The 12,496-nt window shown below is 42.1% G+C and carries 15 protein-coding genes; all 15 read left to right on the top strand.

Annotated features, from left to right (window positions below):
- Positions 1-53: 53 nt before the first annotated feature.
- The 15 genes from JEU79_RS22960 (at position 54) to JEU79_RS22890 (ending at position 12,453) form a co-directional block, all read left to right on the top strand.
- Complete coding sequence (locus tag JEU79_RS22960; RefSeq protein WP_343075025.1) at positions 54-1,049, top strand: calcium/sodium antiporter; 996 nt, start codon at positions 54-56, stop codon at positions 1,047-1,049.
- A gap of 35 nt (positions 1,050-1,084) precedes the next feature.
- On the top strand, positions 1,085-1,612 hold the full coding sequence (gene kdsC / locus JEU79_RS22955; RefSeq protein WP_198266271.1) for a 3-deoxy-manno-octulosonate-8-phosphatase KdsC: 528 nt from the start codon (positions 1,085-1,087) through the stop codon (positions 1,610-1,612).
- Between the two features lie 38 nt (positions 1,613-1,650).
- The gene (gene lptC, locus JEU79_RS22950; RefSeq protein WP_198266270.1) at positions 1,651-2,244 is read left to right on the top strand and encodes an LPS export ABC transporter periplasmic protein LptC; all 594 of its coding nucleotides are present in this window, start codon (positions 1,651-1,653) and stop codon (positions 2,242-2,244) included.
- 29 nt (positions 2,245-2,273) lie between these two features.
- Positions 2,274-2,858 (top strand): lipopolysaccharide transport periplasmic protein LptA, encoded by a 585-nt coding sequence (gene lptA, locus JEU79_RS22945; protein ID WP_198266269.1) that lies wholly within the window; start codon positions 2,274-2,276, stop codon positions 2,856-2,858.
- 17 nt (positions 2,859-2,875) lie between these two features.
- The gene (gene lptB / locus JEU79_RS22940) at positions 2,876-3,613 is read left to right on the top strand and encodes an LPS export ABC transporter ATP-binding protein (RefSeq protein ID WP_198266268.1); all 738 of its coding nucleotides are present in this window, start codon (positions 2,876-2,878) and stop codon (positions 3,611-3,613) included.
- Between the two features lie 448 nt (positions 3,614-4,061).
- The gene (locus JEU79_RS22935; RefSeq protein ID WP_198266267.1) at positions 4,062-5,600 is read left to right on the top strand and encodes an RNA polymerase factor sigma-54; all 1,539 of its coding nucleotides are present in this window, start codon (positions 4,062-4,064) and stop codon (positions 5,598-5,600) included.
- 161 nt (positions 5,601-5,761) lie between these two features.
- Positions 5,762-6,085 (top strand): ribosome hibernation-promoting factor, HPF/YfiA family, encoded by a 324-nt coding sequence (hpf, locus tag JEU79_RS22930; protein ID WP_198266266.1) that lies wholly within the window; start codon positions 5,762-5,764, stop codon positions 6,083-6,085.
- Between the two features lie 112 nt (positions 6,086-6,197).
- On the top strand, positions 6,198-6,647 hold the full coding sequence (locus tag JEU79_RS22925; RefSeq protein WP_198266265.1) for a PTS sugar transporter subunit IIA: 450 nt from the start codon (positions 6,198-6,200) through the stop codon (positions 6,645-6,647).
- 11 nt (positions 6,648-6,658) lie between these two features.
- Positions 6,659-7,177: a hypothetical protein gene (locus JEU79_RS22920; RefSeq protein ID WP_198266264.1), complete on the top strand. Its 519-nt coding sequence runs from the start codon at positions 6,659-6,661 to the stop codon at positions 7,175-7,177.
- A 66-nt stretch (positions 7,178-7,243) separates the two neighbouring features.
- Entirely contained in the window at positions 7,244-8,098 is an 855-nt protein-coding gene (gene rapZ, locus JEU79_RS22915; RefSeq protein ID WP_198266263.1) for an RNase adapter RapZ, read from the top strand.
- 140 nt (positions 8,099-8,238) lie between these two features.
- A complete protein-coding gene (locus JEU79_RS22910) occupies positions 8,239-8,658 on the top strand; it encodes a PTS sugar transporter subunit IIA (RefSeq protein ID WP_198266262.1) in 420 nt (139 codons plus the stop codon).
- Positions 8,655-8,921: an HPr family phosphocarrier protein gene (locus tag JEU79_RS22905; protein WP_198266261.1), complete on the top strand. Its 267-nt coding sequence runs from the start codon at positions 8,655-8,657 to the stop codon at positions 8,919-8,921. The genes JEU79_RS22910 and JEU79_RS22905 overlap by 4 nt, the downstream gene beginning before the upstream one ends.
- Before the next feature lie 269 nt (positions 8,922-9,190).
- Positions 9,191-10,564: a magnesium transporter gene (mgtE, locus tag JEU79_RS22900; RefSeq protein WP_198266260.1), complete on the top strand. Its 1,374-nt coding sequence runs from the start codon at positions 9,191-9,193 to the stop codon at positions 10,562-10,564.
- 6 nt (positions 10,565-10,570) lie between these two features.
- The gene (locus JEU79_RS22895; RefSeq protein ID WP_198266259.1) at positions 10,571-11,818 is read left to right on the top strand and encodes a sialidase family protein; all 1,248 of its coding nucleotides are present in this window, start codon (positions 10,571-10,573) and stop codon (positions 11,816-11,818) included.
- Positions 11,815-12,453 (top strand): hypothetical protein, encoded by a 639-nt coding sequence (locus JEU79_RS22890; RefSeq protein WP_198266258.1) that lies wholly within the window; start codon positions 11,815-11,817, stop codon positions 12,451-12,453. Before JEU79_RS22895 ends, JEU79_RS22890 begins: the two co-directional genes overlap by 4 nt.
- Positions 12,454-12,496 lie beyond the last annotated feature (43 nt).

The following is a 12,496-nucleotide window of genomic DNA, read 5'->3' as shown; positions in this document are numbered from 1 at the left end:
TTGCCCCCCCCTACTATGCCCTTATGTTTTGATAGAGGATTAATGATTTACCCATGGAGATGTTATTAAGTAGTCTTGCCATTCTAAGCGGTTTTCTCTTGCTGATTTGGAGTGCTGATCGATTTGTTATGGGTGCATCCGGCATTGCTCTCAATTTTGGCGTTTCCCCGCTCATCATCGGCCTGACCATTGTTGGCTTTGGCACTTCTGCGCCAGAAATGATAGTTTCTGGTGTTGCCGCCTATCAGGGAACGCCCAATTTAGCTGTGGGTAATGCTCTGGGCTCTAATATCACCAATATTGCCCTGGTTTTAGGTATTACCGCCTTAGTTACTCCCCTTATGGTCGATTCCAAAATCCTCAAGCGTGAATATCCTATTATGTTCATGATCATGCTAATCGCTCTAGGCTTGTTATGGGATGGTGAATTAAGCCATAGCGATGGCTATATTCTCATTATCGGTATGTTTGTCCTAATGGGTTTCATCACTTGGATGGGACTGCGCGAAAAAAATCGTACCCATACCCCCAATAATGCACAAGATCCTCTGGATACCGAATTCAGTGAAGAAATTCCCCGGGACATGCCAACCCGCATGGCTTTTTTATGGTTATTCATTGGTCTTATCGTGCTTTTAATCAGTTCACGCCTATTGATTTGGGGCGCAGTAAATATCGCCCACACCTTTGGTGTCAGCGATTTAGTGATCGGTTTAACCATTGTTGCTATTGGCACCAGTTTGCCAGAATTAGCAGCCTCCATCACCAGCGCACTCAAAGGCGAACATGAAATAGCCATTGGCAATATTATCGGCTCAAATATGTTCAATTTACTGGGTGTGCTCGGCATCCCCGGTATCATGACCGGCGCTATCCTTGATCCCAGTGTACTCACGCGTGATTATCCTGTTATGATAGGACTATCTGTTTTATTCTTTGTATTTGCTTATGGTTTTAAGGGTAAGGGAGGCATCAATCGTCTGGAAGGTGCTCTGTTACTGCTTTGCTATACTGCTTATATGATTGTTATCTATCAACAAAGCACCTAACTTGAAAAAATGACAATACTAGGAAAATAGCCAATATGCAGCAAATCACTGCCAAAGCCAGTGTCATTAAATTACTGATCTGCGATGTTGACGGTGTCATGACCGATGGCCGCCTTTTTTTCGGCGATAACGGCCTGGAATATAAAGCCTTTCATGCCCGTGATGGTCTAGGCATCATGATGTTACAACGCTCAGGCATCCCGCTGGCCGTTATTACCGCTCGAACCTCTGAAGTTGTTGCTCATCGCATGAAAAACCTCAATATTGAACTGGTTTTTCAAGGCCAACTCGATAAAGTTCAAGCCTTTGAGCAATTATGCCAACAATTAGCCTTAGCACCTGAAGAAGTGGCCTATGTCGGTGATGATTTAGTTGATCTGCCCGTAATGCGCAGAGTCGGGTTAGCTATTGCTGTGGCAGACGCCCATGATCGCGTCAAACAACAGGCCGATTGGACAACACAACATATAGGTGGCCAGGGTGCAGTTAGAGATGTCTGCGAATTATTAATGCAAGCACAGGGCACGATGGAAGCACAATTTTCTCGTTACCTTCAAGATTAGGCTGGCATTAAAACAATGTCACAACATTAGCATTTACTATGGATAAAAAACTCTTTACATTATTGCTGAGCATTCCGGCAGCATCAATAGCCATCACTTGGTTTGTTTATAACAACGCCACCATTGATCAGTCACAAATTATTTTTCCGCAGCAGAACATACAAAAAAAAGTCGCTGATACTTTTTTTAATGGTGCTGAAATTCTTAATTTCAGTGTGACAGGCATTCCAAAAAGCAAAATCATCGGTGAGCAAATTTTCCACTATCCCGATGAAGAAGATTCAGAAATTGTCCAGCCCAGAATCACTCTTTTTCGTACTCAGGGCCTACCGGTTAAAATTCAGGCCGATCATGGCTGGATAAACAAGGATGGAACTCGCGTCTTTCTCAAGGGTCATACAGTCATTAGGCGAGAAAAGTCACTGAGCAATCAATTTTCTCAATTAGAAAGTCCCGAACTCACCATCTGGCCCAATAAAGACTATGCTGAAACCGATAAAGCTGTCAAAATCACTACTGACTCAACCATTGCCACCGGTGTGGGAATGAAAGCCTATATGGATAAAGAGCGTTATTATTTATTAAACAATGTCAAAGGCCGCCATATTCCGGCCAAGGCCCCAACGGAATAGAAAACCATAGCGATGGAGAACAAACTACGATGAAATCCAGAAAATTTAGCCCTATTTTTAGCAGCACTATTAACGACTCATTGCTGCCAACGCTCTTATTACTCCTAGTGGGCTTACTGCTTGCTCCGGCTAATTTACTTGCACTATCCTCCGATCGCGATCAACCGATTAACTTAGAAGCTGATGCCGCCGACATTGATGATTTAAAAGGAGTCAGTGTTTATACCGGCAATGTGATTCTCACTCAGGGCAGCATGGTGATAAAATCCAGCAAACTCACTTTATATAATGACAAAAATAAAGAACTGGAAAAAGCCGTTGCCGAAGGCACAGCAAAAAAACTTGCGACCTTCAAACAACGCCCTGAAGGCAAAGACAAAGATTTTCGTGCACGCTCAAAAACAATGGTTTACTATCTGAAAAAAGACAAAATTCATCTACTCAAAAATGCCTTTGTATGGCAGGCGGGCGACACTTTTAGCGGCGACAAAATAATTTATAACACCAAAAAAGAAACCGTCGTGGCCTCCAGTGTCAAAAATAAAAATGGCAAAACAGCCACTTCCGGCAGTCGAGTACGTGTCACTATTCAGCCTAAAAGTAATAACAAATAACTAAGTAACGAAAAAACATGTCCAGTCACCTATTAGAACTACGTGCAGAAAATCTCAATAAAACCTTTAAATCACGAAAAGTCGTCAACGATGTTTCCTTCTCCGTACAAAAAGGGGAAGTCGTCGGCCTACTAGGTCCTAACGGCGCTGGCAAAACCACCAGTTTTTACATGGTCGTTGGACTCATAAAAGCCGATAGCGGCCAGATTACCTGCAATGGCCAGGACATGACACGTCTACCTATCCATAAACGAGCCCAACAAGGCATCGGTTATCTCCCTCAGGAAGCTTCTGTCTTTAGAAAGCTGAGTGTCGAAGATAATATTATGGCTATTTTGCAGACTCGCAAAGATCTCAATCGCACCGATAGAAAAGATCGCCTTGAACAATTGCTCGAAGAGTTAAGCATTACCCATATCCGTAAGTCCGAAGGCATCAGTCTTTCCGGTGGTGAACGTCGCCGGGTTGAAATAGCCCGCACCCTCTCCATGGAACCTGATTTTATTTTACTGGATGAACCGTTTGCCGGGGTTGATCCTATTTCTGTCAGTGATATCCAGGGAATTATTTTACACCTGACGGAAAGAAATATCGGTGTGCTTATTACCGATCATAATGTTAGAGAAACCCTCAGTGTTTGTCGCCGAGCCTATATCATGAACGATGGCAGTGTCATCGCAAAAGGTTCACCTGAACGTTTGCTAAACAATGAGCGCGTGCGAGAAGTTTACCTCGGTGATAACTTTAAAATTTAGCGTTTATAGCGATTAATAGTTTATTCACCTTTTTCCCTTTTTTAACAAATTTCGTTACTATTCAGCGTATTGTAACGTACCGAAAGAGTATCCGGTTGAATAGCTTGTCTTTACTTGGTTTTGAAAACAGGGTGTTTTCATAAAGCGTCACAGGGATGTGCTCGTGCGGCCTTGTAAAGACAAGCTATTTAATCGAGTACGGTAATTATACTGAATAAATACCAAATTTCTTCAATTTAATTTAATTGTAAGCAGTTGATATTGTTTAACAATATTTTTTACTTATAAAATAACTCACTTATTTGATCCGTATCAACTGCAATGGCATGTAATTTGCGCTACTATTAAATTAAGGAATACATATTTTCCTTATATACCCCATAACACGGGTTGTAGTGAGTCAGATTGACCACTACAATGACATTGATAGGTAGTAATTATTTAGTCTATGAAACAATCGCTTCAACTCCGCTTAGGCCAGCAACTGACAATGACTCCCCAGTTGCAACAGGCAATCAAACTGTTACAACTATCCAGCTTAGATCTCCAACAGGAGATACAAGAAGCACTGGATAGCAATGTCATGCTTGAAGTCGATGAAGCCAACGACACACAATCCGATAATAACGAATCTAACAACAGTAACACTTCACTTGAAGAACACAGCAAAGTAAGTGCTGACAATGATACCCAAACTTCCAACGATGATTTAGCCACCGAACTCAGTGCCAATAGCATTGACTTTGAAAACACCCAAAATGAAATTCCCAGCGAACTCGCAACCGATTCAAGTTGGGATGATGTTTACGATACCAGTAGTAGCTTTACCGCAGGCCAAACAGCCACCAGTTCATGGAGTGGCGATGATAGCAACCTCTTTGAAAACAATGGTAAAACTGAAGACAGCCTACAAGAACATCTTATCTGGCAGATGGAAATGGCACACTTTAGTGATACCGATCAAAGTATTGCAGAAGCCATTATCGATGCTATTGATGACAGCGGCTACCTCACCCAAAGCTTAGAAGAGTTACTACAGGCCTTCGAACCTGAGGATGAAATTGAAGTTGAAGAAATTGAAGCCGTACTGCATCGCATTCAAAGCTTTGATCCTCCCGGTGTTGGGGCACGCGATCTACAGGAAAACCTATTACTGCAATTGCGGGGATTAGATAGCGATGTCCAATGGCTGAATGAAGCCAAAATTCTAGTATCTCGACATTTAAAATTATTAGCCAGCCGTGACTTTGCGACTTTAAAAAGACGCATGAAGTTAGACGAAGGTAAATTAGCCCAGGTCATTACCCTAATCAAAAGCCTGAGTCCCAGACCCGGCAGTCATATTTCTGACGATAGACCCCATTATGTGACACCCGATGTCTATGTAAAAAAAATAAATGGTGTATGGACTTGTGAACTAAACGCCGAAACTGCACCTAATATAAAGATCAATGAACAATATTTAAACCTAGTTAAAGGCGCTAAAAAAGACAGTGACATGAGTTCCATTAAAGATCACTTACAGGAAGCTCGCTGGTTTATAAAAAGTTTACAAAGCCGTAATGATACCTTATTAAAAGTATCTCGGAGCATTTTAAACTTTCAACAGGACTTCTTTGAATACGGTGAAGAACACATGCGAGCCTTAGTGTTAGCTGATGTCGCAGAAGTGGTGGAGATGCACGAGTCGACCATTTCTCGCGTCACCACACAAAAATACATGCACACGCCCAAGGGTATTTTTGAACTAAAATATTTTTTCTCCAGCCATGTCAGCACAGCAAGTGGTGGCGAAGCGTCAGCCACAGCGATACGGGCCATTATTAAAAAATTCATTGCTGCAGAAAATGGTCGCAAGCCTTTGAGTGATAATAAAATATCAGTCATGTTGGCAGAACAGAACTACAACGTGGCACGAAGGACAGTCGCAAAATACCGCGAATCAATGTCCATACCGCCGTCTAATGAAAGAAAGAGTATTATTTGAGTGCATTATAAAATGCGCTAAGCATTGTAACTAAGGGAGCCATTATTAATCAGACTTATACTTTTTAATAACGCGCCACTTAGATACTAAAAACCGGTAAAAGCGTTTTATTTATTTTTTAAATATCTCTCTTTTATCATCGTTAACGAGGAGCTAATCTTATGCAAGTAGATATAACCGGACATCATATCGACATCACTGATTCACTACGTGATTATGTTAATCAGAAAATGGAACGCGTTGAGCGCCATTTTGATATTGTCAATAATAGTCATGTTATTTTAAGTGTTGAAAAGCAACGTCAGAAAGCGGAAGCAACCCTGATGGTAAAAGGCAACAAAGTATTCGCTGAAGCCGTTGAAGAAGACATGTATTCAGCTATTGACAGTCTCATTGATAAACTGGATCGTCAAGTGAAAAAACATAAAGAAAAAATGACTGATCACCACCGTGGTGAAGTCAGTTTGAAAACCCACGAACTTTAACTGAGTTCGGCTTCACTGTCGCTGTCTTACGTAGCAAAATATCCCAGTAACACAGTGCCAGTGAAGCATTTTCTTATTTATAACTTATACATAAAAAGCAAAATCAATCATCATGAAATTTAGCAATCTTATCAAAATTGATCAGATTCAACTGAACAACCCGTCCAGTAGTAAAAAAAAGGCACTTGAAGCCATCAGCCAAATTATCGCTGATAACTACCCTGAATATAAAATTAACAACGTATTTGAAACCTTGGTCGAACGTGAGCGCTTAGGCAGTACCGGCATTGGTCATGGTGTCGCACTCCCCCATGGACGACTGGCAGAATGTACTGATACTATCGGAGTGTTTATTAGTCTAAAAAACGGCATTGATTATGATGCCATTGACAAACAACCCGTCACCCTACTCTTTGCTCTCCTTATCCCCGATCATTCCACCGAAGAACATTTACAGATACTCGCCAAACTTGCCGAATTTTTTCGTCAGGAAAAAAACCGGAAAAAATTGAGCAATGCCACCTCGCCAGAAACTGTTTATAATTTAATCATTAATCTTTAGTCGATGTTTTAATGCCCCATCTTCCTCAGCATCTTCCTCAGCATGGTGTGCTACTTGAGATTAATGCTATCGGGGTTTATCTGATAGGGGAAAGTGGTATTGGTAAGTCAGAAATAGCATTGCAACTCATCCAAAACGGTGCCTCTCTCATTTGCGATGATGCCCCAGAATTCACCATCAACAGCCCCCAAACTCAGGTCATTGGCCACTGTCCTGAAGACTTTATCAGCCTTATGCATATACATGATTTAGGCGTCATCAATGTTAGGACACTCTTTGGTGAACAGTTTGCTAAGAACAGCTCCCCTATTCACTTTATTATCCACCTGCTCAAAGCAAATGACAGACTTGAAATTATCAACCAACAAACACCCGAACAATTATTACAGCCTAACGACCAGCAATGGCAGTTTCAAGCGATAAACATACCTGGAATCAATCTGCATTTGTACCCAGGACGCAATATCATAGCCATAATAAAAACAGCACTTTTGCAATTTTCTAATTATGATAGGATAGATGCATCGTGACACATGCGTCGTAACAAATACCTTGTAATAGATACCTTATAGAGAACAGCTCAGGAAAATAACAATATGAAACTACAAATCGTCAGTGGCCTATCCGGTTCAGGAAAAACCATTGCCCTGCAAGTGCTGGAAGATTTGGACTACTATTGTATTGATAATTTACCCTTAGAATTACTCTCTGAGTTGGTGAAAAAAAGCCTAAAAAACTGGCATTATCTCGATAAAGTCGCCATTGGTATCGATGCTCGTACTCTGGGTGATAATTTTTCTGAATTTTCCCAAATTATCCAACAAATAAAAGATGATGGCATCGACTGCCATGTGCTATTTCTCCATGCGCAAACCAGTATTTTGCTCAAACGTTTCAGTGAAACTCGCAGAAAACACCCCCTGACCAATGAACTCACCTCACTGGAAGAAGCAATCGATCGAGAACGCCTTATTCTCAGCATGATCCGTGACGAGTCCAATCAACAAATCGACACCTCGACTTGCAATGTCCATCAATTGCGAGACAAAATAAAACTCTTGGATACCTTAAATAGTCAGGCCATTATGGCGCTACAATTTCTATCCTTTGGCTTCAAACACGGCCTGCCCGATGATATGGACATGATGTTTGATATGCGTTGCTTACCCAACCCCCATTGGGAGCCCTCACTACGCCCCTTAACCGGAAAAAACCAGCCCGTGATAGACTTCCTTGATCAGCAAGAAAGTTGTAATGAAATGTTTAATGACATACAGCAATATGTTGAAAAATGGCTCAGTTGTTTTGAAGACAATAATCGTAACTACCTGACCATTGCCATTGGCTGCACTGGCGGACAACATCGCTCTGTTTACATGGTGGAACGACTCACACAACATTTTAAACAGCACCGCGAATCAGTCATTGCCCGGCATAAAGAATTAGTCTAATATCTGCAAATTTAGCTAAGATTTCGCGCTCAAACAAGAGAATAATAGTGAATACAAATCTATCCCCTTTGTCCCCTATCAAAGCAAGGAATTTCAGCATATAATCTTGCCATCTTCCACTTTTTTAAGGGCATGATGACATGAGTGTCACGCTGCTACTCATCACTCACGACAACATAGGCAGTAGTATTCTCAGTACTGCAACCAATATGATGGGCGTTTCTCCCATTGTTTGCCACAACCTAAAAATCACCTCGCAAATGGATATAGAGCAAGGCTATGAATTAGCTCGCGCATTTTGCCACACATTGGGTGACAACGACGAGTTGCTCATTGTGACTGATATTTACGGCTCAACCCCCAGCAATATCGCCGCCAAACTGACCGAAAAAAGAGCCCCTAACAAATGCCTAATCGTCACCGGCATTAACCTGCCGATGTTAGTTCGAATTATGAACTATGCACACCTGAGCTTGCATGACCTGGCAGAAAAAGCTTGTTCCAGTGCCAGTGATAGTATTTTCATTGTTAATCAAACGACTGATTCTGTAGCAAAATGATTGAGCGCACACTGACCATTACCAACAAACTAGGCCTGCATGCTCGCGCTGCAGCCAAACTAGTGACCCTTGCCAGTAGTTTTAAATCCAATATCGAACTCAAAACAAGCACTAAATCTGCCAATGGCAAAAGTATTATGAGTGTCATGATGCTGGCTGCCAGCAAGGGAATAGAAGTCACTCTCGTCATCAATGGCAATGATGAAAAAGAAGCCGTTGCGGCATTAGAACTCTTAATCAAGCATCGCTTTGATGAAGAATAGTTACAAATATTCAATAGCAATATGTTAAACTATTATCTTACATAGCAACATAAAGATTCAGCTCCGCGTATTGTAAGGGGACTGACCCAGTAAGCCCATTTATCTTTACACTTGTAGGATGTGGTGAGTGCAACGAAGCGCATCAAAAACGTTTATTTAAAGCCTTTGATGCGCTTCGTTCCTCACCACATCCTACATTTAAGTATAAAGCAGGTTGATCGGTCCCTTATAAAATACCAATAGAGTATCAGGTAAAAAAAGGGGAGCCAATGCCACTGGCCCAGGAACAACAATTACAAGAGCAACAACTGCAAGAACAACTTGCCCCTGTCTATGTTGCGATTGATAAAGGCCAGGAATCCAGTGTACAGACACTGGTCAACTCTTTACACCCTGCAGAAATTGCCTTTTTAATCGAATCACTACCTGATGAAGAACAACGCGCCCGCATCTGGGCACTAGTTGCCATCGAACTTAAGGGTGAAACCCTCACCCATCTGAACGACTATATCCGTCTACAATTCATCGAATCCATGCCAACCAATGAACTGGTTGTGACCACCCGTACCATGGATCACGATGACATGGCCGACTTATTACCCGACATGCCTGATGTGGTCAGTCGGGTACTTTTGCAATCTATGGAAACCCAACATAGGGAACGTTTAGAATCCGTACTATCCTATGCTGAAGACAGTGCCGGTGGCTTAATGAACACCGATACTATTTCAATCCGCACAGATATTAGCCTTGAAACCGTGATGCGCTATCTGCGTTTTTTAGGCCAAATACCCGACACCACTGATAATCTTATCGTGGTCAATAAGGCCGGATTTTATCAGGGCGTTTTATACCTATCCGACTTATTAACCAGTGATCCCGAATTATCTGTTGCCAGTGTCATGAATACTAAGCTACGCGGCATTAATGCCAGTACCGAGCAAACAGAAGTCGCCGCCTTATTTGAACGTCGTGACTTAATCACTGCGCCCGTTGTCGATGACCTAGGCTATCTGCTGGGACGCATTACCATTGATGATATTGTTGATGTCATCCGTGATGAAGGTGAGCACACTTTTATGAGTCAGGCAGGCTTAAGTGAAGAAGACGATATGTTCGCGCCGGTATTCAGCAGCAGCAAGCGCCGCGCACTTTGGTTGGGGGTGAATTTATTAACCGCCTTGCTCGCATCCAGCGTTATTGGCATGTTTCAAGTTACCATAGAAAAAGTCGTTGCCTTAGCGGTATTAATGCCTATCGTCGCCAGCATGGGCGGTGTCGCAGGCAGTCAAACACTCACATTGGTGATACGTGGCATGGCCTTAGGGCAACTCAGTAGCAAAAATTATCAAAGTCTGATGATCAAAGAATTATCCGTCAGTCTTATCAATGGCATACTCTGGGCATTAGTTTTGGCCATTATTTCCGGTTTCTGGTTTTCCAGTCAAACACTGGCTATCGTTATCGGTTTCGCAGTAGTAATCAACCTAGTGGTCGCGGCTTTTTCCGGTGTTGTTATTCCCTTATTACTCGATAAAGCCGGTGCAGATCCAGCCTTAGCAGGCGGTGTTTTTCTCACCACCGTCACCGATGTCGTCGGCTTTTTTGCCTTTCTTGGTCTTGCCAGCATTATGCTTGTTTAAAACAATATGACTTCATCAACTCATGCCACAAAGACTAATTTAAGTCATAAACTCGTGTTTATTCTGGGCTTGATTTCTCTATTGCCCATCACTGGCTCACTTTTTAATCCTGCCGTCAAAGTTGAGTTTCAACTAAGTCCTTTAAGTGATAACTCAAACAAGACTGGCTTGGATAACAATAAGTCAGCTAAAGACAAGTCAGCTAAAAATAAGGCCTTTTTTCATAGTAGTTTTACCTCCCATGAGTCAACCCTGGAAGTCCATAGTCCCACAGCCATAGAACTGGCGAACAACAATGTGATGGCCTTTTGGTATGGTGGCACACGGGAAGGCCATCAGGATGTCAGCATTTATCAAAACATCTGGGATAATAGTACCCAGCAATGGGGACAAGACAAGGAGCTCATTACCCGTCTATTCACCCGTAATGGTACCTCCCGTTATATTCGTAAATTAGGTAATCCCGTGGTCACTCGCGGGCCGGATAATAGCATCTGGCTATTTTATGTCAGTGTCTCCGTGGGTGGCTGGGCTGGTAGTGCCATTAATTTAACCCAATCACATGACGAAGGGCATACCTGGTCAAGCCCTAAACGACTAATCACCTCCCCTTTTTTGAACCTCAGTACCCTCATCAAAGGCAGCGCCATTCATTATGCTGATGGCAGTATCGGACTACCGGTTTATCATGAGTTATTAGGGAAATTTGGCGAATTATTAAAGCTCAACAGCCAGGGTGAAGTCATTCATAAAACCCGTTTGTCCTGGGGACAAACCTCATTACAACCCATTATTTTCCCTACCTCAGAAAAAAATGCCATTGCTATGATGCGTTATCAAGGCCCCCCTCCTAATCGTATACTCATTCAGCACAGCAGCGATGCTGGGCAAAGTTGGTCAGCCGTAAAAAAAAGCACACTAGCCAACCCCGGTGCGGGAATTATTGGTCTGACTCTGAACGATAATCATGATTTATTATTGGCTTATAATAATGATCCTCAGGAGCGCGATGATCTTTCCCTCGCGATCTCCCAAGATGCAGGAGAAACATGGCAATTGGCACAAGTAGTCGAGAAAAATGTCTTAGTTCCTCCCGATAAGAGCCAGCAGTTTTCTTACCCCTGGCTGTTACAAACACAAAATGGCAACATTCACCTCTTGTATACTTGGCACAAAAGTCACATAAAACATGCAGTGTTTAATAAGTCCTGGCTACTCAGTAACAATTCTAAAACAGCAGGGAAATCACAATGAATTTTCCCATTTTCGATTTTCAAATGCTGCCCTTAAGCAGTATTATTGGGCTTAGTGGTATCTCCCTGCTTTTAGCCGCAATCTTATTACGCCTATTACTCCTTGTTAAAGTCAGTCATCAGAGCAGTTATTTTTTTGCCAGTCTATTATTTGTCATTTCATTTATGCCCATTTCAGGTGATAGTATCAACCTCTACGTGCGTGGACTTATTAATGCTCTCAGTATCACATCGCTGATTTTATTAAGCTATTATTTCAGCACTGCAACGAACACTGAGAAAAGCCAATCCTCGACACCACTACTTTATAGCATCATCGTACTCTGCGGTCTCTTTTTTTACCCCACCGCCTTGGGCTATGGCACAATTGATCCCTATGCTTGGGGATTCATAAATACCGACCATGGTCGCTTAATTCCCACTTTATTTATTATTGTTCTAACCATGCTCATGTGGCTGGCACTCATTAAAAACAACCTGCTATTATTAGTTTGCCTCACCTCAGCCACCCTAGCCTATCAATTAGGCGTATTGGAAAGCCATAATTTATGGGATTATTTATTTGATCCCGGCCTGTTTATTTATGCCCTCCTGTCTTTAGGTAGACTGACTGTAAACAAATACAGTGCAAAATAAAAAACCCTTTTTAGCATCATCTACGTCTATAATTAACACATGG

It is taken from the genome of sulfur-oxidizing endosymbiont of Gigantopelta aegis (genome assembly GCF_016097415.1).
GTDB lineage: Bacteria > Pseudomonadota > Gammaproteobacteria > GRL18 > GRL18 > GRL18.
This window is presented reverse-complemented; position numbering and strand designations above follow the sequence as displayed.

Excerpts from the sequence above, each read along its gene's own strand:
- JEU79_RS22910 (WP_198266262.1), top strand. The coding sequence starts at position 8,239 with ATGAGTGTCACGCTGCTACTCATCACTCACGACAACATAGGCAGTAGT.
- JEU79_RS22905 (WP_198266261.1), top strand. The coding sequence starts at position 8,655 with ATGATTGAGCGCACACTGACCATTACCAACAAACTAGGCCTGCATGCT.
- kdsC (WP_198266271.1), top strand. The coding sequence starts at position 1,085 with ATGCAGCAAATCACTGCCAAAGCCAGTGTCATTAAATTACTGATCTGC.
- JEU79_RS22890 (WP_198266258.1), top strand. The coding sequence starts at position 11,815 with ATGAATTTTCCCATTTTCGATTTTCAAATGCTGCCCTTAAGCAGTATT.
- lptC (WP_198266270.1), top strand. The coding sequence starts at position 1,651 with ATGGATAAAAAACTCTTTACATTATTGCTGAGCATTCCGGCAGCATCA.
- JEU79_RS22895 (WP_198266259.1), top strand. The coding sequence starts at position 10,571 with ATGACTTCATCAACTCATGCCACAAAGACTAATTTAAGTCATAAACTC.
- mgtE (WP_198266260.1), top strand. The coding sequence starts at position 9,191 with ATGCCACTGGCCCAGGAACAACAATTACAAGAGCAACAACTGCAAGAA.
- JEU79_RS22925 (WP_198266265.1), top strand. The coding sequence starts at position 6,198 with ATGAAATTTAGCAATCTTATCAAAATTGATCAGATTCAACTGAACAAC.
- JEU79_RS22935 (WP_198266267.1), top strand. The coding sequence starts at position 4,062 with ATGAAACAATCGCTTCAACTCCGCTTAGGCCAGCAACTGACAATGACT.
- lptB (WP_198266268.1), top strand. The coding sequence starts at position 2,876 with ATGTCCAGTCACCTATTAGAACTACGTGCAGAAAATCTCAATAAAACC.
- lptA (WP_198266269.1), top strand. The coding sequence starts at position 2,274 with ATGAAATCCAGAAAATTTAGCCCTATTTTTAGCAGCACTATTAACGAC.
- JEU79_RS22920 (WP_198266264.1), top strand. The coding sequence starts at position 6,659 with ATGCCCCATCTTCCTCAGCATCTTCCTCAGCATGGTGTGCTACTTGAG.
- JEU79_RS22960 (WP_343075025.1), top strand. The coding sequence starts at position 54 with ATGGAGATGTTATTAAGTAGTCTTGCCATTCTAAGCGGTTTTCTCTTG.
- hpf (WP_198266266.1), top strand. The coding sequence starts at position 5,762 with ATGCAAGTAGATATAACCGGACATCATATCGACATCACTGATTCACTA.
- rapZ (WP_198266263.1), top strand. The coding sequence starts at position 7,244 with ATGAAACTACAAATCGTCAGTGGCCTATCCGGTTCAGGAAAAACCATT.